General features: G+C 67.2%; 18 protein-coding genes and 1 pseudogene. 11 read left to right on the top strand and 8 right to left on the bottom strand.

Going from position 1 to position 23366, the window contains the following annotated elements; genetic code table 11:
- Positions 1-230 precede the first annotated feature (230 nt).
- A complete protein-coding gene (locus tag Ari01nite_RS37705; protein WP_203787495.1) occupies positions 231-524 on the bottom strand; it encodes an ArsR/SmtB family transcription factor in 294 nt (97 codons plus the stop codon).
- A gap of 171 nt (positions 525-695) precedes the next feature.
- On the opposite strand from Ari01nite_RS37705, the gene Ari01nite_RS37700 reads away from it, so the two are divergent.
- The 5 genes from Ari01nite_RS37700 (at position 696) to Ari01nite_RS37680 (ending at position 6229) form a co-directional block, all read left to right on the top strand.
- Complete coding sequence (locus Ari01nite_RS37700; protein WP_203787494.1) at positions 696-2798, top strand: sigma-70 family RNA polymerase sigma factor; 2103 nt, start codon at positions 696-698, stop codon at positions 2796-2798.
- 184 nt (positions 2799-2982) lie between these two features.
- Positions 2983-3261 carry a hypothetical protein gene (locus tag Ari01nite_RS37695; protein WP_203787490.1) on the top strand — a complete coding sequence of 93 codons (279 nt, stop codon included), beginning with the start codon at positions 2983-2985 and terminating at the stop codon, positions 3259-3261.
- 155 nt (positions 3262-3416) lie between these two features.
- A complete protein-coding gene (locus Ari01nite_RS37690; protein WP_239163352.1) occupies positions 3417-4400 on the top strand; it encodes a S66 peptidase family protein in 984 nt (327 codons plus the stop codon).
- Entirely contained in the window at positions 4397-5230 is an 834-nt protein-coding gene (locus Ari01nite_RS37685) for an aldo/keto reductase (RefSeq protein WP_239163351.1), read from the top strand. The genes Ari01nite_RS37690 and Ari01nite_RS37685 overlap by 4 nt, the downstream gene beginning before the upstream one ends.
- Before the next feature lie 51 nt (positions 5231-5281).
- Positions 5282-6229 (top strand): nucleoside hydrolase, encoded by a 948-nt coding sequence (locus Ari01nite_RS37680; RefSeq protein WP_239163350.1) that lies wholly within the window; start codon positions 5282-5284, stop codon positions 6227-6229.
- Here the strand turns inward: Ari01nite_RS37680 and Ari01nite_RS37675 are convergent.
- Both Ari01nite_RS37675 and Ari01nite_RS37670 read right to left on the bottom strand, forming a co-directional pair.
- A complete protein-coding gene (locus tag Ari01nite_RS37675) occupies positions 6198-6629 on the bottom strand; it encodes a DUF6010 family protein (protein ID WP_239163349.1) in 432 nt (143 codons plus the stop codon). The genes Ari01nite_RS37680 and Ari01nite_RS37675 overlap by 32 nt on opposite strands.
- Positions 6630-6733: 104 nt before the next feature.
- Positions 6734-7150, bottom strand: coding sequence for a hypothetical protein (locus Ari01nite_RS37670; protein WP_203787485.1), 417 nt, complete (start codon positions 7148-7150; stop codon positions 6734-6736).
- Between the two features lie 295 nt (positions 7151-7445).
- On the opposite strand from Ari01nite_RS37670, the pseudogene Ari01nite_RS51315 reads away from it, so the two are divergent.
- A pseudogene (locus tag Ari01nite_RS51315) lies at positions 7446-7865 on the top strand (DUF8817 family protein); the annotation flags it as partial.
- 173 nt (positions 7866-8038) lie between these two features.
- Here Ari01nite_RS51315 and Ari01nite_RS37660 read toward each other — a convergent pair.
- Entirely contained in the window at positions 8039-8302 is a 264-nt protein-coding gene (locus Ari01nite_RS37660) for a hypothetical protein (RefSeq protein ID WP_203787483.1), read from the bottom strand.
- Positions 8303-8728: 426 nt separating this feature from the next.
- On the opposite strand from Ari01nite_RS37660, the gene Ari01nite_RS37655 reads away from it, so the two are divergent.
- Positions 8729-9595 (top strand): hypothetical protein, encoded by an 867-nt coding sequence (locus Ari01nite_RS37655; RefSeq protein ID WP_203787479.1) that lies wholly within the window; start codon positions 8729-8731, stop codon positions 9593-9595.
- 1094 nt (positions 9596-10689) lie between these two features.
- On the opposite strand, the gene Ari01nite_RS37650 is transcribed toward Ari01nite_RS37655, so the two are convergent.
- The gene (locus Ari01nite_RS37650; protein ID WP_203787476.1) at positions 10690-10836 is read right to left on the bottom strand and encodes a hypothetical protein; all 147 of its coding nucleotides are present in this window, start codon (positions 10834-10836) and stop codon (positions 10690-10692) included.
- A gap of 60 nt (positions 10837-10896) precedes the next feature.
- On the opposite strand from Ari01nite_RS37650, the gene Ari01nite_RS37645 reads away from it, so the two are divergent.
- A complete protein-coding gene (locus tag Ari01nite_RS37645; protein WP_203787473.1) occupies positions 10897-13845 on the top strand; it encodes a tetratricopeptide repeat protein in 2949 nt (982 codons plus the stop codon).
- Positions 13846-14841: 996 nt separating this feature from the next.
- Complete coding sequence (locus Ari01nite_RS37640; protein WP_203787470.1) at positions 14842-15849, top strand: hypothetical protein; 1008 nt, start codon at positions 14842-14844, stop codon at positions 15847-15849.
- 723 nt (positions 15850-16572) lie between these two features.
- On the opposite strand, the gene Ari01nite_RS37635 is transcribed toward Ari01nite_RS37640, so the two are convergent.
- Positions 16573-17745, bottom strand: coding sequence for a hypothetical protein (locus tag Ari01nite_RS37635; protein ID WP_203787468.1), 1173 nt, complete (start codon positions 17743-17745; stop codon positions 16573-16575).
- Between the two features lie 1317 nt (positions 17746-19062).
- Complete coding sequence (locus Ari01nite_RS37630; protein WP_203787465.1) at positions 19063-19269, bottom strand: hypothetical protein; 207 nt, start codon at positions 19267-19269, stop codon at positions 19063-19065.
- Positions 19270-19816: 547 nt separating this feature from the next.
- Here Ari01nite_RS37630 and Ari01nite_RS37625 point away from each other — a divergent pair.
- Positions 19817-20095 (top strand): hypothetical protein, encoded by a 279-nt coding sequence (locus tag Ari01nite_RS37625; RefSeq protein ID WP_203787462.1) that lies wholly within the window; start codon positions 19817-19819, stop codon positions 20093-20095.
- Between the two features lie 230 nt (positions 20096-20325).
- Here the strand turns inward: Ari01nite_RS37625 and Ari01nite_RS37620 are convergent, their stop codons facing one another.
- A complete protein-coding gene (locus Ari01nite_RS37620; protein ID WP_239163348.1) occupies positions 20326-21051 on the bottom strand; it encodes a winged helix-turn-helix transcriptional regulator in 726 nt (241 codons plus the stop codon).
- A gap of 555 nt (positions 21052-21606) precedes the next feature.
- Between Ari01nite_RS37620 and Ari01nite_RS37615 the strand changes: the two genes are divergently transcribed.
- Entirely contained in the window at positions 21607-22230 is a 624-nt protein-coding gene (locus Ari01nite_RS37615; protein ID WP_203787459.1) for a hypothetical protein, read from the top strand.
- Positions 22231-23366: the final 1136 nt, after the last annotated feature.

Here is a 23366-nt window from a genome sequence, read left to right as displayed (position 1 = left end):
TAGGTCTCCGTGAGATCGGGGCTCGCCGCAGCGGCGGCGGATGGCGGGCTGGTGCCATCGGCCGTTCTCAGCGATGCGGGCGGTGCCCGTCGGCCCGAGCCGTCGGTGGGGCGGCCGGGTGAAGGGCACCTTAAGCAGGCCCGGTTTTCGCAGTAACTGCTGGCCCGCGGGCTTTTTCGATTTCCGGGAAAGTTGCCGAGTTTGTGACATCCGGCCGCAGCGAGCGACGTCTATACGGCTGGGGGAAATACCGCCGACCGGCGCTGGTCGTCGATCCACGCACCGAGCAGTGTCAACTGATCGGTGCGCAGCCGGCAGGGCCGGCGGGTGCCTTCCTGTCGTTGCTCGATCAGGCCGGACCGGCGCAGGACGGCGACATGGTGGGAAATGGTCTGCTGGGTCAGTCCGAACGGTTCGGCGAGTTCGCGCACCGTGGCGTCACCCTGGGCGAGGCGACTCACCAGGGCGCGGCGGATGGGGTCACCAAGGGCGGCGAAGGCGGCATCGAGTGGTGCAGGGCTCATGCGTGATAGGTGTCCGCGCCGGTGCCCCGGTGACCAAAAACTTCAAAAAAAGCAGCCGGCGCCGTGCCGGAGGCATCTATCACCACGCAACCGGTCCAGGTGCCGGCCGGGTTCAGCCCTCTCGGCCGGCACCGGGCACCACCGGCTTACGTAGAGGAGACAGCACCGGAGATGGCGGAGAGCGAGGCTGGGACGACCGCCGGGCAGGACATCGCCCGCCTCGTCACGGCGGCGCAGGGGGGCGACGAGAAGGCGCTCACCGAGCTGATCTCGGCCCATCTCCCGTTGGTCTCCAACGTCGTCGGGCGGGCCCTGCAGAGCCACGCCGACGTCGACGACGTGGTGCAGGACACGATGGTGCGGGTGGTGCGCGGCCTGCCCGGGCTGCGCGAGCCGGAGCGTTTCGAGTCCTGGCTGATCGCCATCGCGTACCGGCAGGTCCAGCTGTACCTGCGGCGCCGGCGCACGCACCTGCAGCGGCGCGAGGAGATACCAGCCGACCAGCCCGACCCGGACGGCGACTTCGCCGAGCGGACCGTCACCGAACTGGTGCTCGCCGGCCAGCGCAAGGAACTGAGTGACGCCGCCGAATGGCTCGACGACGACGACCGGCACCTGCTTTCGCTGTACTGGCGTGAAACGCTCGGCGAGATCACCCGCACGCAACTGGCCGCCGCGCTGGCGATCAACCCGAAACAGGCCGGCGTCCGGGTACGGCGCATGAAGGTCCGGCTGGAGGCGGTCCGCGGCGTGGTGCGCGCGCTGGTCGCGTCGCCGCGGTGCGCCGAACTGTCCCGCGTCACCCACGGCTGGAACGGCAAGGCCGACTCGGTGTGGCGCAAGCGGCTGACCCGGCACGTGCGCACCTGCCCGCGGTGCTCCCGACACGGGCGCGGCCTGGTGGCCCCCGAGAAGCTGCTGCTCGGCGTGGTTTCGCTGCCGGTCGTCGTGGAGGCGTCCGCCACCTCGATCGCCAAGATGGTGGCCGCGGCCGCGGTGGTCACGGTCGCCGCCGGTGGTGGCTTCGTGTACACCGTGGCCGAGTCCCCGGCGCCGCGGACGGACTCACCGGCGGTCGTCCGATCCGCGGTGGTCACGCCCGGCGCGGCGCCCGCGGTCGCACCGACGACCGGTGCCGCTCCGGTGCCGCGGCCCAGCGCCGTCCGGCCGACCGGGGTGGCGGCGGCCGACATCTTCGTCGCGCCGAACGGTTCGGACGCCGGCACCGGCACGCTGGCCCGGCCGTACGCCACTCTCGCCAAGGCCCTCGCGGCCGTGCGTCCCGGTCAGACGATCGCGCTGCGCGGCGGCACCTATCGGCCCACGGCCGGCCTCATCATCGAGGTCGACGGCGAGCCCGAGCGACGCATCACGCTCAGCAACTACCGCGCCGAGCGCCCGGTGATCGACGCGAGCCGGGTGCCCGCCGCCGAGTGGACCGTCACCCACCGCGCGAGCTACTGGACCGTGCAGGGCCTGGAGATCAAAAATTCCCAGAGTCACGCGTACGCCTGCACCGCCTGCCAATTCAACGTTCTCCAGCGGTTGTCCATCCACGACAACGTCCGCTCCGCCCTGACCCTGCGCGACGAAGGCACCGTCGGCAATCAGGTCCTGGACAGCGATTTCTTCAACAATTTCGACCCCACCGAGGGCGGCCGGGCGGGCATCGGGCTGGGCATCGGCAACGGCGCCGGCGAGGGCAACGTGCTCCGCGGCAACCGCGCCTTCAACAACGCCGACAACGGGTTCGACCTCGGCGACTGGGCCAGCCCGGTCACGGTCGAGCACAACTGGGCGTTCGGCAACGGCGTCAACCGCTGGAACGTCGCCGAGTGGCGGAGCAACGCCGACGGTTTCCACCTGGGCGGCGGCAACCCGCCGCCGGCCGCCGCGCACGTGCTGCGGCACAACGCTGCCTGGGACAACGCCAGCAGCGGCTTCACCAGCAGCGGCAACCGGGGTGCGCTCCAGCTGAGCAACAACACCGCGTTCCGCAACGGCGCGGACGGCTTCTACCTTCTCGACGCGGCGGGCTGCACCGTGCACGACAACGTGTCCGCCGGCAACGACGGCGCCCCGGCCCGGCTCGGCGACTGCCCGGCCCAGCGCGGCAACGCGTGGCTGACCGGCGACGGTGCCGCCCAGTTCCGGTCCACCGACCCGAGCGCCGCCCAGGGCCCGCGCGCGGCCGGCGGCGTACTGCCGAATGTTGATTTTCTGGTGAGTCCGAACGGCGCCGGCGCCACGATGTCCGCACCGGCGGGCAATTAGCCGGCACCCGTTACGGTGCATGCGGGAGCCGCATCCGTTCACCATCTCCAGCCCGCCGGTGAGACCGCGCTGCGCCTGACCATCAAGGAACTCGGTGACTACACGCGCCGGCTCGGCACCGACCCGGAGCCCGGGCGCACCGTCATCGTCGAGGGCGGCTACGGCATGCTCGACTACCGCACCGGTGTGGGTGGCCGGCGGCATCGGCGTGACACCGTTCCTCAGCTGGCTCCGCGACGTGCCTTCGCCCACCCCGCGCGACGTCCATTTCTTTTATGCCGTACGCCATCGCGCCGAGGCAATCTGCTGGCCGGACGTGCTCGACGCGCGGAGCCGGCACCCCGGCCTGCACGCGTACCTGCACGTCTCGTCCGAGATGGGCGCGCTGACGGCCGGCCGGATCGCCGACCGGATCGGCCGGTCGCGGACGCCGAGATCTACCTCTGCGGGCCGCAACCGATGATTGCGAGCCTCGAACGCGGACTGCGGCAGAGCGGCGTCTCACCCCGGGCGATCCATTTCGAGGAGTTTGCCTTCCGCTGAGCGGCAACCTTGACTGTGCGCGCCATGCGCGGAAACGTGCGCCGGGTGACCATTTCTCGCCGTACCCTCATCGCTGTGGCAGCCCTCGCGGGAGGCGGCGCCGTCGTGGCCGGCACGCCCGCGCGGGCGGGCGCACGAGCGGTGATCCGGCCATCCGCGCTCCGCCCCGGCGACCGGGTCCGGGTGATCGCCCCGGCCGGCGTGCCGGACACCCGGCTGGCCCGCGGCATCGAGATCCTGGAGAGCTTCGGCCTGGTGGTCGAGGAGGGCGAGCACCTGCACGACCGGTACGGCTACCTGGCCGGCACCGACGAGGCCCGGCTGGCCGACCTCAACGCCGCCTTCCGCGACCCCGGCGTGCGCGGCGTCTTCGCCGCCCGCGGCGGCTACGGCACCCAGCGCATCCTGGACGGCCTCGACCTGGACGCGGTACGCCGCGACCCCCGCGTCTTCGTCGGCTTCAGCGATCTGACCGTGCTGGCCGGCCGGCTGTGGACCGCGGCCCGGCTGATCAGCTTCTACGGCCCGATGATGAACTGGACCGACGCGCGCCTCGGCCCGGCCGAGATCGAGTCGCTGCGCAGCGCGGTCATGACCACCGATCCGATCGTGCTGACCACCGACCCGGCCGAACCCAGCGCCGCGGTCACCGTCCCCGGTGTCGCGACCGGCCCGCTGCTCGGCGGCAACCTGACGATGCTGCAGGCCAGCCTGGGCACCCGCGACCTGCCTGACCTGCGCGGCGCGATCCTGCTGCTCGAGGACACCGACGAGTCCGCGTACAGCTATGACCGCATGCTGACCCACCTGACCCGCGCGGGCGCCCTGCGCCGGATCGCCGGCGTGGCGATCGGCCAGTTCACCAACGCCCCGGTGGTGAGCGGCCAGTGGACCGCGGCCCAGGCGGTCCTGGATCGCGTGGGCAGCCTCGGCGTCCCGGTCCTGGGCGGCCTGCGCATCGGCCACGGCAACGGCCAGCTGACCGTCCCGCTCGGCGCCCGCGCCACGATCGACACCACCGCCGGCACCCTGACCGTCGAGGCGGGCGTCCAGCCGTGAGGACAGCGACGGTCTTCCGGATCGGCGGGGATCTGGAGGTGGGGCGGCTCGGGTTCGGCGCCATGCACCTGCCGACCGAGGCGGGTGCCGCCCGCGAAGCCTCGATGGCGGTGGCCCGGCGGGCCGTCGAGCTGGGCGTCACGCTGATCGATACCGCCCATCTCTACGGTGGCGGCGCCAACGAGGAACTTCTCGCCGAGGCCCTGCACCCCTATCCGGACGGGCTCGTCATCACGACCAAGGTCGGCGTCGCGCGAACCGGACCCGGCGGCGAGTGGAAACTGGACGGACGGCCCACGGTGTTGCGGGCGCAGGTCGAACAGGCGCTGGCCCGGCTGCGGGTCGGCCGGATCGAGTTGCTCCAGCTGCACCGGATCGATCCGGAGACGCCGCTCGCCGACCAGATCGGCACGCTGCGGGACCTGCGGGACGAAGGCAAGATCGGCCGGATCGGGCTGTCCGAGGTCACCGTCGCCGAGTTGGAGCAGGCGCGCCGGATCGTCGAGGTGGCCAGCGTGCAGAACCGGTACAACCTGCTCGACCGCGAGCACGACGCCGTCCTCGCCGCCTGCGAGCGGGCCGGGATCGCGTTCCTGCCGTGGCGGCCGGTCGCGGCGGGCACCTCGGGGGCCATCGCGGAGATCGCCGCGGTGGCGGCCGAGGCCGGTGCCACCCCGACCCAGGTGGCGCTCGCCTGGCTGCTCGGCCGTTCGCCGGTCATGCTGCCGATTCCCGGCACTGCCCGGATCGACCATCTGGAGGAGAACGTCGCCGCCACGGAACTCCGGTTGACCCACGCCCAACGTGTCAGGCTCGATCTCCTGCGTTGACGGCTGTCGCCCGGCCGCTCCCTGCGCGCACGGGGCACCTATCGTCGGCGGATGAGCGAGTTGCTTTCCCGGCCGGTGGTCGTCGACTGCGATCCGGGCCACGACGACGCGCTGGCGCTCGTGCTGGCGGTGGCCGATCCGCGGCTGCGCCTGCTGGGCGTCACCACCGTCGCCGGCAATCAGACTCTCGACAAGACGACGCGGAACGCCTTGAAGATCCTCGCGCTCGCCGGCGCCGCCGAGGTGCCGGTCGCGGCCGGCTGCGATCGGCCGCTGGTCGGCGAACTCACCGTGGCCGAGGACATTCACGGTGTGTCCGGGCTCGACGGACCCGACCTCGACCTGCCGACCGGCGAGCCGGCCGACGTCCACGGGGTCGAGCTGATGCGGCGGCTGATCACCGAGTCGGTCGAGCCGGTCACCCTGATCGCCACCGGACCGCTGACCAACGTCGCGCTCCTGCTGCGCCGCCATCCCGAGGTCGCGCCGCTGGTGCGCCGCATCGTTTTCATGGGCGGTTCCACCGAGCGGGGCAACACCACCCCGTACGGCGAGTTCAACATCGTCACCGATCCGGAGGCGGCCGACATCGTGCTGCGATCGGGCCTGCCGACCACCATGATCGGGCTGAACGTCACTCACCGGGCGCTGGCGACGGACGAGATCATCGCCGAGCTCCGCGGTTTGGGCAGCCGGCTGGGCACCGTCTGCGCCGAACTGATGACGTTCTTCGCCGGCGCGTATCACCGGGTGTTCGGGTTCGCGCATCCACCGGTGCACGACCCGGTCGCCGTGGCCGCGGTCATCGACCCGGCGGTCCTCCGCACGGTCGCCGCACCGGTCGCCGTCGAACTAACCGGCCGGCACACCCGCGGCGCCACCGTCGTGGACCTCCACGACAGCACCGGACGCACCCCGAACGCGGACGTCGCGGTCGACCTGGACGTGGAAGCCTTCTGGCGGCTGCTCATGGCCGCGGTGCGGACGCTCGGATCGTGAATCGCGGCCTGCGGAACCATCGGGGGAGTTCGGCGGGAGAACGCCCGCCGGTGAAACACCACAGCGCGATCACCGGGTCGCAGACGGCGCATCCGAACGACGAGTCGTGCACTGACGGGATCAACGGGTCGCCGCGTCGATGGTGCAGGACGTCCCAGACGGTATGCAGCAGCCAGCCGACACCGATGAATGTCCATGACCGCAGTCCGAGGTAGGCGATGACGGTCATCAGCGCGGTGAAGGCGAGTTCGCCCAGACCAAAACTCCCGCCGCTGATGTACGCGGCTCCGGCACCCCCCACGAAGACCGCGTTGAACTGGCGGCGATGCGGTTCCGGAATGAACGAACAGGCGCCGGCCCAGACGAGCGCTATGACCACCGGCATGAGGTAACGCAACATGGTGTCGCATCATCTCGCTGAAGCGACGGCCATCGACACCGGCGTAATTGCCATCTTTCACCGAGATGTCGCCAGACCCCGCCCACGGAATCCAGCCACGCGGATCAGCTGACGGTCTTGAGCACGTCGGCGGTGGCCGGCATCCTGTTCACCAGTTCCTGCAGCGCTCCCTCGACCACGGCCGACGCTGCGGCCTCATCGGTGGCCGCCATGACGTTCTTCAACAGATCCGGCGACTTGGCGATCTCCGCGGCTTCGGAACTGGTGCTCTCCTTGACCGCCTTCACCGCTTCGGCGGCCGCCTGCAGCTTGATCTTGCCCTTGTCGCCGAACCCGATCTCCTCCGGCAGCAGACCAAATATGCCGGCATATACCAGCCCAATTCCGGCCACGAATATTGCCGCCAACCCCACCGAGTTGATGTCCTTCTCCAGGAACATTCCCCCGATGGTCGCCACCACACCCGCGGTCACCAGAACCGCGCCCAGCACGCCGATAAGTCTCTTGTTAGAGGTGGGCATCCGATGCCTCCGTCCCATTTGCAGAATGAGGACCTCACAGTAGGCATCCACTGCCATACGGAGCGTCCGGACGACGACACATAGCCACGAGATAGGCGACTGCCCGTCCAGTTATTGCCAGCTCCACGTCGCCTGTTCTGCACGTCGTTCGGCCGAAGATCAACAGCACGATCTGAGCGGGCCGCGCCCTGGCCGATCTGCCCGACTGCGGTCGCATCGGCCGATCGGATGGGACCAGGCGATGATCGGCTATTTCCATGTGCGACGGACCGTCCGCCACGCCTAGGAAAGAGCCATGGCCAACGAGGTAACCGTTCCCCTGCTGCCCTGCGCGTCGATTGGCGACATCGTCACCTTCTACGGGGTTCTCGGCTTCAGGACCACGTATAAGCAGCGCAAACCCTACCCCCTGCACGGGACTGCAACGTGAAGACCTGAATCTGCAGTTCTTCGAGATTGCCGGGTTCGACCCAGAGCAGTCCTACGGCTCCTGTATCGTGCTCGCCTCGGACATTGCGGAACTGCACCGGGCTTTCGCTGCCGGCATGCGGGCCGCATACGGCAAAGTCCTGCTGTCCGGAATGCCGCGGATGACCGGGCCAGGGCTCGAAAGAACGCCGACGGGGTGGGCGGATTCAGCGTCATCGACCCGGGCGGCAACTGCATCCGCGTCTTCCAGAACACCGCCACGATGCCCACGCCGGCACCCGCACCCGATGCGGTCGGCCGTGAGCGGACCGCCCCAGCGCACCCACCAACCGTGGGGTCTGGGGGTCGCTCCCAGATAAGTACAGTGGACCGGATGTGGCAGAACCCGAACCGCATTCACACTGCTCAGGGGCCGATCGTGACGCTGACGGCCGTACGTCGACGCCTAACCTGACCAGCTCACCGACGGCCATCCGCAGCGCCGCCGGACGGATCCGATCCGCAAACAGTCCCGGCGCTGCGGCCCCGGCCGCCCGACCACCACTGGTGGATCATGGCGGCCAAGGCGGTGACCGCGTGCTGGCGATCCTCCGCCGACAGCGGTGCCGTCGTTGGCTCTCGCGCCACCACGACCGGTGTGCGGCGCTTCGCTCCCGACATGACCAGCACAACGACCGCGCGGCCACGCAGGAACGAGACCCCGTTCCACCAGAGCAGGCCCACGCCGGCCCACCACCGGGGCTTCGCATCGACACAGAACCCGACGCCGACACCTTCGACTACGTAGCGTCGTCGAACTCATCGTTAGAAGCGATGATCAACACACTGATTTGGCGATGACAGTGCACCTGATCATGGCAAATGTTGAATCAGCCAGAATCTGCGGGCGAGCCTTCCGAAGCTACTTCAGCCTCTTTGACCACGCCAAACCTGCTCGGAGAGGACTTTATCCCGAAGGCCCGACGGCTGGCGTAGTACAAATTTGTCGTTTCGCTCTGCGTTGTTCGACTAGCGGGAAATCTGATCGCATCACCCTATTAGGTGAGGCGATCACCGTCGCAAGTGTGCCACTGGCATTGGGTGGCACACCTCCTCTAGCTTGACCGTCCGATGTACAGTGACTCAATGCCGGGCCATATTCCGAGGCGTATGCGGGAGCAGATCAAGACACGCAGAGCGAAAGAGCCGCAGCGGCCGTCCGTGATCAACATTACCGGCAGTGATACCGTAGTTGTCGAGAATCGTTCCACGGTCAGCAACTCCACGGCAGGGACGACTGCCGATCGTCCAACCTTTGCTGATGACGTGATGCCGGCGACGCTGACGACTTTGCCAGTCTTATTCGTGATCATCTTGCTCGCGCTTGCCGACCAGACGATTCTTCTTCGGTCGATCGTGCAGGAAGGTAACCCGCTGGGTCTGGCCATCCTCTTCATTCCGCTATTTTCGCCGGCGATCGTTGCGTCCATGGTATATCTGGCAAACGGTAAGTGGATCAACCTAGGTACGGGACGGACGAACGCACTGGCGTTGATACTGGCCGGCGGAATGGGTTTGTTCGTGCCCCTCAACTATTTCGTCCTGCAGGTCGGCGTCTTCGCGGTTGTCCTCACCTGGCGACGGATGCGGCGCCGGCCGCGGTGGCGGTTATTCGTCGTAACTGCGGTAATTTCCGTCGCGCTTTTCACACTGGGCGTTGTCTCACAGTGGAAGTGGGACCGGATCGATCATTTCCCGCGAACGGCGGTCGGTCGCATCGTCGACGGGTTGACCAGAATGAACATCGAAGATCGCTCCGGCGGTCGTTCGGTTTTGGTGATCAGCGTCAACGACGCTTACGCCATCGTGGCTTCCCGAGAATATCCGCCGACGGTTGAGACCGTGTCGCTCGATGTGTTGGAAAATGGGCACATTTGTCAGCTTGAGCCGAACTGGAATCAGGTCAGTCTAGTCCGACACCTTTTCGGGGGAAAGGCCGGGCTGGCAAACTCGGCCGCACCCTGTCTCGACCATTAGGGAGAGGCGTAGGGTGATGCGAGGCTGCGAATCGGTAATCGACTCCGAGAGGCAAATCCCATCGAAATCCTTCTCAGACACGGCACCTGCCTTCTCCCAGCCAAACGGCCTCGCCGAGCCATCACGGTAACGAGGACACCTGACGCGCGCGATCGGCTTTCTGGAGCGATCACTTCTTTCCTGCGGTCATCGTTCACGTCCGCTCGAAGTGCTCTCGCACAACAGATGCGCATCTGCATTTCAAGCCGCATGGCGGTAGGCTCCTCAGCCTCGGGTCCGAGTCCCGCGCAGTACCGGTAGGCCGCTGGCGAGGTGCCAGTTTCCCAGCAACGGGCTCTCCAGTGATCACCGCGTGAGAGACTTGGCGGGCGTGCACCCGCCATCACGCTGGACATCCCGTACCGGTTCGGCGTTCTGCATTACGCATACCTCCCGGTCTTCGTGACATCCGATCACCTGGTCCGCTTTGCCCTGTAGGCGGCTTTCCCGCCCTCCTTGGCAGGTCGTGACTCCTGCGACTACTACCGGACCTCCGTCGCCGTAGGACTCGCGTCCCGTAGGCGATCCCACGTTCGTCCTCGTTGTACGTGTCGAGCGGAACTTAGGTGGCCCACTCATCTCCTTGAATGCCCTCACTGGGCATCGTCCGTGCTCCGGAGGTTGCGTCGACAAATCAGTGATACCGACGCAGGGCACGGCACCGGTTCAGGCGTCTTTCCGGTGGATGGCGGCTTGCATCGCTCCGCCACGCCGTCGAAGCGCCCCAAAATGCCGAGAACAATGCACCGGCAGCCACTCTCGCCGGGAGCGATAATGCGTCTCAGGACACCCATAGTTACTTGAACAATGCGCTCAAGCTTGTGCAGCTATAACGGTAGTCGTTGCATCACCAAATGCAGCTGCGGCGATGCCGAATGCCGGCATGCTCCATTGCGGCTAAGAACCCTGCATCGACCGATCACCCACCCCCCGCATGATCAGCCGAGGGCCCCCTCACGGTCTGCCAGGTCTCGTGAGCAGCCGCCGCGCCAACCCCTGGGTGACCGCCGACGCCCTGGCAGTCCTCACCGCCGCAGTTCGGCTTTGAGCGCTGGTCAGCGTCTTGATCGGCGGAGCAGCAGGCGGAGGATCTCTCGGGCGGCGCGGCGGCGTTCCGGGTCGGCGGAGAGGGCGCCGGTCAGGGCCACCACTGTGGTCGTTGCGGCGTACAGCAGGGCGCCTATGTGGATCAGTGTGTACATGCCTCTGTTATCGGCTATCCGGGCGGTTTCCGGCTAGACGGCATCAGCTACCGTCGGCGGGTGCCCAGCTCAGCATCGGCGGTCGGCGCCGGGTCCGGTCCGGGTCCGGACGCCGCCGCCCGGTTCGCCGCCGAACTTGCGGCCCTGTACAGGGCGGCGGACAGGCCGTCGTACGCCACGCTGGTCGGCCAGGCGGCGGCCCAGCGGCCGCCGGTGCGGATCAGACCGCAGCGGCTCAGCGACTGGCTGACCGGCAAGGCGGTGCCGGCCGAGCCGCGGGTGGTGGCGTTCCTGGTCGGGTGGTTGCAGCAGCAGGCCGGGCTGCCGCGGCGTGACCTTCAGTGGTGGCGGGACCTGCACCAGGCGGCGCGGCGGCAGCGACAGGCCAACCGCGGCGGCCGGCCGGCCCGCGCCGCGCCCGTGGCGGACCGCGCCGGTGACCCGATCGGGGAGTGTGATCCGCTGGCGTTGGAGGTGCACCCCGCCGTCGAGGTTGCGGGCTGCGACGGCGGACTCCCGCCGTACGTGCTGCGAGCCCACGACGCCCGGTTGCGGAAAGAGGCTCTCGCCGGGCAGTCCCGGCTGATCACTCTGGTGGGCGGCTCGTCGACCGGCAAGACTCGCGCCTGCTGGGAGTTGGCCCGCCACTTGGACCAGGGCATGCCGGACCGATGGCGGTTATGGCATCCATACGATCCGACCCGGCCGGAGGCGGTCCTGGCGGGCCTTGACCGGGTCGGCCCGCACACGGTGGTGTGGTTGAACGAGGCCCAGCTCTACCTGGCCCCGGCCGACGCCAGCCTCGGGGAGCGCATCGCGGCCGGGTTGCGTGCCCTGCTTCGCGAGCCCGGGCGCGGGCCGGTGCTGATACTGGCCACCCTGTGGCCCGAGTATTGGGCCGCGCTGACCGCCCGGCCTGGTAACGCGCAGGCCGTCGACCTGCTGACCGGCCCCGGCGCGATCTGCGTTGATGTGCCCGAACGCTTCACCGCCGAGGCCGTCGCCGAGGCGCGCCGGTCCGGCGATCCCCGATGGCGGGATGCGCTGCAACGCGGCGATCCGGGCCGGATCACGCAATACTTCGCCGGGGCGCCGGAGCTGCTGCGCCGCTACCGGACGGCCCCGCCGGCCGCCCGGGCCGTCATCGAGTTGGCCATCGACGCCCGTCGGCTGGGGCATCCCCCCGGCTTACCACACGCCCTGTTCGAGCAGGCCGGCCCCGGCTACCTCGACGACCAGGAATGGGATGCGCAGCCCGACGACTGGCTCGACCACGCGCTGGCCTACAACGCCCAGGGCTGCCGCGGCACGCGAGGACCCCTCACGCGTGTGCGGGCCCGGCCCGGCCAGCCCGCCGGACCGCCGGTCTACCGGCTCGCCGACTACCTTGAACAACTCGGCCGTCTCGAGCGGAGCGCCGTCTACCCTCCGGCCAGTTTCTGGGACAGCGCCGGCACCGCGATCACAGATCCCGGCACGGTGACGAAACTCGCCCGCGAGGCGAGCGATCGCGGCCGGTTTCGTCGCGCCGCCACGCTGCTGCGTTGGGCCGCCGGTCGGGGCCACGCCGAGGCATGGGCACAACTGGCAGAACTACGGGAGAGAGTTGGTGACCGCGATGGAGCGGTTGCAGCCGCCCGAGAGGCGCTCAAGGTAGGCCACACCACCGGTCTGATCGTGCTAACCGACCTGCTGAAGCGGGCTGGCGACCGCGACGGCGCCATCGAGGGCGCCCGCGCGGCTGCCGAGTACGGAGATCCGACCGGGCTGCGGCTACTGGCCGGGCTGCTAGACCGCGACGGCGCTATCGCGGCCATGCGCGCGGCTGTCGCTGCCGGGCACACTGACGCTTCGGCCCTGCTGGTCCCGTTGCTGGAGCAGGCGGGCGACCGCGACGGCGCCATCGCGGCGGCATGCGCCGCCGTCGACGCGGGTCACATCTACAAGCTCTCGGAGCTGGCCGAGATGCGTCTGAGAGATGGTGACCGGGACGGCGCGGTCGCGGTGGACAGAGAGGCTGCCAATCGCGGCTGTCCCGATGCGCTGTGGCTTTCCACCCGGTTGCGCGAGGAGGCCGGCGATCACGACGGCGCCATGGCGGCCGCACGGGAAGCGGCCGACCGCGGCGACCCAGGTGTTCTTGGCCGCCTGACCGACATGCGCACGCAGCTCGGTGACCCGGCCGGCGCAATTGCGGCCGCTCGTGCAGCAGCCGGATACGGCCATACCGACTCACAACGGCGGTTAGCCTGGCTGCTGGAGCAGTCCGGTGATCTCGATGGGGCCGTCGTGGCCGCACGAGCCGCTGTCGACGGCGGCCACGATGAGTCAACGCCGCTACTGGTCGGCCTGCTGCTGCGATCCGGTGACAGCGAAGCAGCGATCGCGGCCATCCGCGCCGCAGTCGACCGCAGCGACCCCGACTGGCGGTGGCGGTGGATCGAATGGCTGCAGCGGGCCGGCGATCACGACGGCGCCGAGGCTCTCTTCCGGGAGGCGGCAAGCCTCGGCAGCCGAGTACTGGTCGACCTGGCCGAGCTGCGGGAAGGCGACGACGCTGTCGCCCTCTACCGTCAGGCCGCCAGCATGGGCAGCACGCAAGCCTTGTGCAAGCTGGCCGAGCTGCGAGGTCACGCAGGCGACCATGAGGGGGCCGCCACGCTCTACCGCGAGGCCGCCGACTGCGGCGACACCGGCGCGTTGATGAAATTGGCCGACCTCCGGGCGCAAGCCGGCGACCTTGGCAGCGCGGCCGCGGCCTGCCGTGAGGTCGCGGACCTCGGCTATACCCAGGCCCTGGGGGCGCTCATCGAGCTGCGCACCCGGACTGGCGACCACGACGGTGCGGCCGCGGCAGTCCGTGAGGTCATCGATCGCGGTGACGCCATCACCTTCACCCAGCTGCAGTGGGGAATGCTGGAGGTGCGGCCCGACGCGATCCCGGCGGGGATGAAGTTCGGCGGGCACGGTCTCAACGACGACGGAATGCCCGCCGAGGCAATCGAGTGAGACCGCTGTGCATACCCCGCATCGGGGCCGGCGACGCGGGGTATGGATGCGCAGTCACGCGGACTCACCGCGGCAGCTCGTCCGGCAAGAAGGCAGGCAATAGGTTCCCTGTGAGAGCAAGCTCAGGGCCGGCACGACTCCTCGCCGTATTTCCGTTCGTTGGTGGCCACCCAGTTCCCTCGGCCTGCTTGTGGTGCGACGTCGGCAGTCGCGGCCTGTGGCGCCGCAGCCGACCTGCCGAAAGCCCGAAAGATCGCCGAACGCCGCGGCAGTAGCCGCTTGGTCACCGAGGCCTCCCATTTGATCCGCACTCTCGAGCGATCAGCTCAATTGCCGGGTGCAGCACGCTCTCGAAACGATGTCGACAGCACTGAGCGGATGGCTTCAGCAGCAGACAGGCGCTGTGCCAGCCTGCGCGTTAGTCATTCTCCGCGGCGATCACACGATGATCATCTGTGCGGATCTGCCGATGATAATGCTCCTGATCAAGTCGGATGGCGCGTGCCGTGAAATGCGACCTGAAAGGCAGCGGTCAAAGTGATCCTGCTATTCTTTTGGCCTTTAACGGCTCCCCGAGGCGCATGGATGGTGGTGCTGCGCCGATTTGTCGGTGGCATCGAGGCTTATTTTGAGCACGTTGGTGGCTTAGTCCGTTGTTGTGCCGCGAAGAGGACTGTCCGAGCAATGGCCGACAGCGGCGATGCCGTCCTGGCGTTGTAGCTGCACAAAGGGGCGTGTCGGAATGAATTGGGCGGGTGGCGAGCCCGAATGATCGACATACTTTCGCCGGAATCGGCACTTCCGGGAGTCTCGACCGGCGTATTGCCGCCCCCCGACATCGTGACGGGCATGGGCAAACGATCTATCAGCTCACGCGCAGTAGCGGCTTCCTGACAGCGCTCTGGCGCATGCGCATGCTTCGATGGCCCATCCAAATTCGAGGAGTTGTCCGTGACTTCAAGTAGTCTCCGACCGCGTCGGCTGGCGGCGTTCACGGTGCTCGCCGTCGTTGTCGGCGCGTTCGCCCTCCCCGCACCGGCCACCGCGCTGCCGGACCGGTTCGGCTTCGCGCTGTGGGACGGCGCCGCTGTGTCACCCACCGGCACGTTCCCGGCAGCGACCACGATCGACAACTACGCCGTTGGCCGCTACAAGGTCGCCTTCCCGAACACCGCCGCACACAACAAAGTGGCGCATGTGACCGCGATCAACACGAACGGCTCGTGCCAGGTGGCCGACTGGGCACGCCCCGGCGGGACCGAGTTCGTGGATGTCGACTGTTACAACGCCACAGGTGTACGAGCCAACGCCGCGTTCACGGTGGTGTTCAGCAGCAGCCATGGCAGCCTTCCGCCCAGCGCCGGCGCATTCGCCACCGTCCACAGCGCGGCCAGCGGCACCGTCCTCGCGCAATACAACTCGACCAGCGCGGTCAACACCGTCACGCGCGGCGGGGTCGGTCTTTACATGGTGAGGTTGCCCGGACTCCTCACCAGCGCATTCGACGAGGGCAGCCTGCAGGCCACCGCGGTGAACCCGCGCGTCGCCGCCAGATGCAAGATCGCGAGATGGGGGATCGCCGGCGCCGACCAGCTCGCCAACGTCCTCTGCTTCGACACCGCAGGCGCGCGCGCCGACACCCAGTTCACGCTGACCTACCAGAGAAGGCAGGCGGTCTACGATGGAATCCTCCCAGGCAGGCGCTTCGGATACCTGTGGAACCCGCCGCCGCTCGGCCCGCATGGGACGAACCTCAACGCGCGCGGCGGCTCCAACACGGTCTTCTCGGTCGGCCCCGGGCAGTCGGTAGTGCAGTTCCCACTGATCGGGCTTGGCCCGGACACCGTCCAGGTCACCGCGTATGGCGCCAGCGGCAACTACTGCGGCCTACAGAGGTTCTGGGTCGCCCTCACTGACGTGCACGTCCGCGTAGCGTGCTTCCATCCCGGTGGTACACCGGCGTCGACCGACGAATTCTTCGTCGCGTACGCCTCACCAACGTGACCTCACAGGCAGCGGGCGCGCCGCCGGAGATGACCCGACGGCGGCGCGAAGGACTCCCTGGTACCGGTGAGCAGCCCGCCGACGCTCAGCGTCACCGTACTCGGCAAGCCGGTCAGGGTCCCCCGTCGAGACGGACACGATGAACGACTTGCCCCACCGCGACGAAACCGGAGGTCGGGCAAGCGCGAATGCTGAACTAACACGCCACCTGACGGAGAAGCCCGCACCTGAGATACACATCATCGTCAGCCACCACGCCAACCTGCCCGAGCGCTGGCTTCAAGAAGCCGCACGCCACAACTGGCGGATCACACTCCCACCCCCACAGACCGGATCGAGAACGCGCCCGAGGCTGTAGCGAATCGTTCCGGCTTTGGCATGGATTCGACCACGGGATAGACGGTCGCTCCTCTGCCGAGTGAGTGCACTCTCTCTATGCCGCGGACGGCTCGCTACAGAAAGTGACCGTCTGTGCGCGTCCGGTTCGCTGACGTGGCAACCTCTGCGTCATCTAGAAGGAGCGTGGCCGGTCGAGCCGATAAGTCAGGCAAACGGCGCCTTTGCTTCGGCGGCGCGGTGTCGCGGAGGCCGAGGTCTTCCGGGACTCGGCCGCAGCCGGGTCGTCGGCGGCTATGAAGACATGACTATCGACGTGGCCATTGAGCTTTGCGTCGCTACTCGAAGATGCTCGCCGACGAGCCGCAGCCGAAGCGCCGGCACCGATCAGTTCATGAACGCGGCGACGACGACGTTGCCGAGCACGCCGAGTACGACGCCGCCCACAAATGTCCAAGCCGCAGTGCGATTGCTGGCGCGCTGCAGTTCAACGCGCAGGGAAAGCATGTGGGCGCGCAATCTCCGGTCGAGTTCCGAGTCGTCCGGTGACGGGTGATCGGGCATGGTCACCGATGGCGCAGGCAGCTCTTCCGGCGTGCGTGACCGGACGAAAGCGACGGCCTGACGCAAGGCGCAGAGTACGAAGATCGCTACGGCGCCGGTGGCCTCGATCGTGGTCAGGGTCGTTCCGGACAGTACCTTGCCGGCCAGGAACAGCGTTACCAGTGCCAGCGGCAGCAAGGGCGCCACCATGGAGAGCCAGGTGGTCTCCTGTGGCGCCTGGTGAGCGGCGCTGCGCCCTGGTTGGAACGCTGGCATGGCGGCTGCCCAGGCAACGAGCAGGGCGCCGATCATGTAGCCGATACTCGCCACCAGTGGATAGCGGGCGATGGTGCCGTTTAGATACATGCTGAACGTGATGTCGGACAGCGAGCCGACGACCAGGCCAGCGCCGATCACTGCGAGGTGCCGTAGATTCTCTCGGGGGATACGGCGGGTGGTGTAGATGAGCGTGACCTGCGTAATTAGAATAACCTCCGCTGCTGGGACCCAGAAGGCAAGCACGGAGTGCGTCGAGGCGGCCCCAAGAACGGTCATCCAACCGAGCAGCAGCAGTGAGCCAGACGCAAGAAGGCTGTCGAGGATCAGACGCACCTCGGCGAGGCTGCCGCGATGTTTCTGCCCGGCCGTTGCGTGCCGGGCGACGGTCGCCAGGCCGCAGATCACCGCCAGTATTGTGATCAGCCAGGCCAGATCGGGCCAGGACGGCACGGCCGGGCTGGGCCGTCCGGCCAGGTCATATGCCGTCCAGATCCCCTGGCCGGTGGCGTTCGCCGCGAGGGCGATAGCTGCCAGGACCCGCCATCGCCGTTCCCAACCGTGGGTCCGCGTCGCGTACCAGCCGCAGGCGACCGCCGCAAACGTGGTGATCGCGGTGACCATCGCATTGTCCACGGTCACGGCGGTTCGGTCGGGAACGGCTAGGAGGAACAATTCATAGGAGGCAAGAACCACCACAGCCGCAAAAATTCGGTAGATCATCCACGCCGTGGCGGACATCCTCATCCCCGGATCACGAGTCTCGCGATTTCGATGCGGCCAGCAAGGTAACAGCCCGGACCTTATGGATTCAGTGTCGGTTTTCCGACAGGCTTTACTTGAACCTCGCCCACTGGACGAACGGTGGATTGCCCTCCCGATGCAGCGCGGCGGACTCGGCTCATTTCAACCTGCTGGGACCACTCCAAGATCACGTATCCTCTTCTAGCCGCGATAAGGCGCGCCAACCGAGGGGACCGTCATTATTCGCGTTGACGCCGTGCCGCCGCGGGGTCGGCGGGCGGTTGCGGGTACAACGCCGGCCGACGTGATCAAGAGTACGAGGCCGGGAGTCCGGTGCCGACGAGCGTATCGGGATCTGGGCGTGACCCCATGCTGACCGGGATCATCGTGCGTCGAGCACGCCCCGGGCGTACGAAGCTGGCAACCCGACGAAAGTCAGCCCGGCAATAGCGGCGTGAGTTCTCGGGTCGTAGCGGCGCGGGCGTCACGGTCGCCGCCGGCGCCGTCGACGCTGCTCCGGTTCTGACGAGGCCATCCGAAGCGACGTGTCCGCCCGGATTGAAGATCCAGGGCGGGACTCGAACTCGGCTGGACCGGACGAGGAGCACCGACGCCACCGGAACCGAGGGACAAGTTAGACACCCGTGATGGGTGAACGGACCCGAGGACGTGGCCCACGTCGGAGACGCCACCCGCTGGCGTATCGACGAGGACGACGCACGGCGGTCACGGGGCGGAATCGTCACGGCGATAAGGGCTGGTGGCTTGGCCGACGGTCAGGTTACATCACGCCCGAGCCGCCATCGGGCTTGCTTGAGCCGTAAGTCGCGACGAGTGACACGTACGGATCTGAGGGGCCTCGGTGCAGCAGTGCACCGGGGCTACCCGCCTGCGAAGCGGATCGGCAGCGTATCGCCACGGCGGGCGCTTCGGAGAATAAGTCAGCACTTGCGCTGAGGAGGGGGCGACGTCGCGAATTCTTATGACAACGATGATCGGTATATTGACCTATTCTTGCATTATTGGCGCCCGTTGCGGTGCGACGGCGGTCGATTAGTCTGGGAAGCTATCACCGTCCTGAGCATGTCGCGGCGGTTTTGATCCACTCTGGTCCGGAGCACCCAAGCTGAAGTTGAATACCTCCAGCCTGCTGCTCTCCGGATTCTGTGCCGGCACTCGCACAACAAAGTATGTGTGAGGCGATTTCAGTACTTGTAGACCGACAAGCCAATTGTCATCCGCAGCGCGCACGGCCTTGCCCCAGAAGGGGGGCATCGGCAGCCCTTCCGTCTGATACCAGACAGTTAGGGCCAGCTAGGCCAGAAAGATTGCGTCTTCGTGCGTTATGCCATAGCTCTTCTTAGATGGTTCAAGCCGCATAATAAGGTTCTTTAGTGCGTCATGGGCGCTGTTGCCAATGATTCCTTGTGCAACGGTTCCACCCAACCAAACCAATCCAGCAAGAACCAACTCCGGAAACCACGACTTCCCGACGCCGCCCGGTCCCTCCAGGATGGTCATGGGAACTCGCGGGGGCTCCAGGCGACGTTCGAATATGATTATGGGAGGTTCTTGGCGAGAGTTGGAGGAGTCGTCGGCCATACACTAAGTGTACGAACGGGCGTCGACTTCGTCGTGCGTGCGCAGAACGCAGGCCTTCGTCGGGATGCTGCGGCATACCCATGGGCGCGGAGCGCCGGCTAACTCAACACGTCCGCCCCGAGAATCGCAACCATCAGACAATCCTCGCGTTACTATTCTGCCGCGATGATGGCTTGGTGTCGCACCAATAACTGGAGCGACCCCCGGACTCGGCCCGGCTTGAACGGGCTGCCACCCTCTCCGATTGCGGGTGCGGTCATCCGGAGCCAACGCACCTTGGGCGAGGACCGGCAGAGCATAGGATGCCCATCCTGGCACCCGCGCGCTATTTCCTACGGTAGCCATGCGCGATGACGCGTGCGCCCTCTTCTGGCAAAGAGATGCGCGTTGGACCTTGCCGCCGCCGCGCAGATTCACACGCAGCGGCGGTCAGGTCAGGCGATGTCAGCTACTTGGGAGCCCAGCGTTGGAAGACCCGGCGAACCTCCTGCGGCCAATATCGAGCTCCGTCGGACCAACCGCCGCCTGGCTGACCCGTCTCTTTGTCGACCACGAGCGCGGCCAGGGAGCAGTCCTCGCCCCTGGTTCGGCACTGGAACGGCGAGCAGCCGAGGACCCGGCGTTCGACGCCGCGATCCGGCCACTACTCGAGCTCGCTGCCGGCTTGCGCACCGATACGCAGGTGCGGGCGCTGCTCGCGTACGTCACCGAGCAGGTCTATGCGGCACGGTGGCGGCGCCGGTGAACGTGACGATCCGCGTGCCCGTCGAGACCGACCTGAGCACCCTGGCCAAGATCCTCACCCTCGCCCAGCTGCCGGCCACACCGCGGCTGTCTCGAGTGCGGCGACTACGGAAGGAGTCGGGCCGCAACTCCCGGACGGGGTCGCCAGGCGGTTGCGGGGACCCGGCGAGCCCTGCCCACCATCAGGGCCGCGACTCGGCCCCTACAAGGCCGTGATCACGCTGGGCCGGCCTATGCGAGAAGGATCTCCAAGTCCTTGACCGTTACCTGACCTGCAGCCCGAGGCGGAAGCACAAGCTTGTACCCGACCTGCCGCACCGTGCCGATCATCGACTCGTATTCGCTGCCGAGTTTCGCGCGAAGCCGCCGTATGTGCACGTCGACGGTGCGGTGACCGCCGAAGTAGTCGTAGCCCCATACCTCACGCAGCAGCTGATCCCGGGTAAACACTCGCCCTGGATGTTGCGCGAGGAACTTCAACAGCACGAACTCTTTGTATGTGAGATCGAGCGGGCGGCCCTTGAGTTTCGCGGCGTACGTCTCCGGGTCGATGGAAAGCTCGCCGGTGTTGATCATCGCGCCGGAGGCGCTGCCCGCTACGGCAGCGAGCCGGGTGACCGCCAGCCGAAGCCGTGTTTCGACTTCGGCAGGGCCGGCGGTTGCCAGTATGACGTCGTCGAGTCCCCAGTCGTCGGCGACCGCGATCAGGCCGGCCTCCTCCACCACTGCGAGCAGCGGCACCCGCAGGCCGGTGTTCCGCAGCATCCGGCAGGTGGATCGAGCCTCGGCCAGCATGCGCCGAGCGTCCACCAGAACGACGTCAGGATCAGGACCCGATACCAAGGAGGTCACGTCGTGACCAGCGACGCGCAGAGCGTGCGGCAGCAGGTCGAGTGCGGGTAGCACCCGGCGTGACAGCTCACTCTGGGGCTGGCCCGTCAGTACCAGAATCTCCACGTGCTCCCACCTCTCGGCCGGCTGGAGTAAGTCCAGCAGGAACGCAGCGTCCAGCACTAATGTTTCGCCTTCCGCAGTCGCATGTTTCCCCCCGTGGTCGCGGCCGGGATGCAGAAACTTTCCGGCGTTCGGATCCCCTGGCGCCAACCACCGGCCAGTCCAGCCCGACCTTGCAAGGCAAACACGTGCTGATCCCGGCGTGCTCCTCGAGACGCTCCTACCGCAGGTCGTCACACTCCTCAATGACGCCATGCGGATCATTCCGTTCGAATCCTTGTCCAACGTCACGCCCGCTGAAGCAGATTGTCATCCTCCATGGCGGCAGGACGAATCGACGACGAGTTCAGCGTCCCGCAGCAAGGACGTATACGGATTATGCCCGGACTTTAGGAGCCGGTGCACAGGTCGACGCCCGGTGCGTTCTCCACTGCAGGAGTTCATTTCGGCCGCCCTGATCTGACGTCCTCTTCTGCCGCGAACGGCTCGCGACGGAGCGTGACGGGCGGCGGGGCGGCGGGGCGGCTCAGGACCATGCCGAGGACAGGCCGTTCCATCGTGGTGACCGGCGTGATAATTGTCGGCGTGCGGGTCATCGGTGACAGCAGCGAGGACGAGATGGTCGCCTGCTTTCTTCTCGGTGAGTTGACGAGCCGACGGTTCGGTGCGGGGATCCGGCGTGCGCTGGCCGTGGTCGGTGAGTCCGAGCTCCTGCTGACCGATCCGGATCTAATTGATCCGGCCGCCAACCGGGTGCGACGTGAGCTGCTGGGCGCCACTCGTGGTTACGGCGAGAACCGCGATCTGTTCGAGAATTTTCCCGGCCAGGTTTGTTGGATCCGGGCGGTGTTGACGCCGGAGGATCTGGCGCGGGTGCGTTACATCGAATACCCATACTGGAACGAGTTGTCGGCTGGCAGCAGGCTGCCCAGCGACGCAGCCAAGCGCATCCGGTCAGGGATACGGGTGTTCGGTGTTTCGAACCGCAGGTTTGTCGCGGCTGCTCGTGCCGTCCGGCGGGGGCAGCGCTTTCCGCCGCTCATTCTGGCCGGGCCGCGACGGGATGCGCTCGTGTGTCTGGAAGGCCACCTGCGGTTGACCGCACACGCGCTGGCTGGGTTCCCGGCCGAGGTGGAGTGCCTGGTGGGGACCGCTCGGGCAATGGACCGCTGGGCGCGTTGACTCGCGCTGCGAGTGCCTGTCGGGAGAACTCACGGCAGGAGCCGGCGGTTATCGGTTTGATCGGCTGCGCGCTCATGCCGCGGATAAGGCGCGGTGCCGACCCCGCCCCTTGGAGGCGTTCTGGTCGCCGGCCGCAGCAGCTTGATGTTCAACGGCGGAGGGCTCCCGGCTCGGGATCACCCTACGAATGGTTCCGGCGATCGATGACGGCAAGACCTGGGGCGGAACGCCCGGCCGATTCGCTACCGGTCTCGAACAGCTCAGACGGGCGTCCGCCTCGCCTTTCGTCAGCACCTGCTGCGCCTACGTTTGCCCAGCTCAGGTGTAGTCGGTTGGAGTGGTTCGGGTACCGCCACATCCGGTTTCACGTTTTTGCAGGTCACGTGCTGTTGGTGGACCGGATGTGGCAGAACCCGAACCGCATTCACACTGCTCAGGGGCCGATCGTGACGCTGACGGCCGTACGTCGACGCCTAACCTGACCAGCTCACCGACGGCCATCCGCAGCGCCGCCGGACGAATCCGATCCGCAAACAGTCTCGGCGCTGCGGCCCCGGCCACCCGACCACCACTGGTCGATCATGACGGCCACGGCGGTGACCGCCTGCAGGCGACCCTCCGCCGACAGGGGCGCCGCCCTCGGCTCTCGCACCACCACGACCGGCGTGCGGCGCTTCACTCCCGACATGACCAGAACAACGACCGCACGGCCATGCAGCACCGAGACCCCGTTCCACCAGAGCAGGCCACGCCGACTCGCCGCCGGGCTTCGCATCGACGCAGAGCCCCGACGCCTTCGACTACATAGCGTCGTCGAATGATCGTTAGGCCGTGATCAATTTCATTTGCCGATGACAATGCACTTGATCATACTGAGGTGAAGGCACGCGGGTCTACTTGCTACAAAAGTGGGACCCACGGTTCATCGCCCAATCTTTCAGTTAGGCTCGAATGACACTCCAACCTTGAGCCAGAGTTGTTGGGAGTTCTTCTTCATCGTGCTGAAGTTCCCTCGAAGGCCGGCCCGAGGAAGCCCAATGCCGACTCGAGCTTCAATGCAAAGTCAATTTCGCGTCTCGTTTCCGAGCTGAGATCCAGCTCGAGAGTGTGTTCGCGAACGGAATTGGACGTAAAAG

The organism is Paractinoplanes rishiriensis (assembly GCF_016862375.1).
In the GTDB taxonomy this organism is placed as follows: domain Bacteria; phylum Actinomycetota; class Actinomycetes; order Mycobacteriales; family Micromonosporaceae; genus Actinoplanes; species Actinoplanes rishiriensis.
Note: the sequence above shows the minus strand (reverse complement) of the source record. Positions and strands in the feature narration are given on the sequence as shown.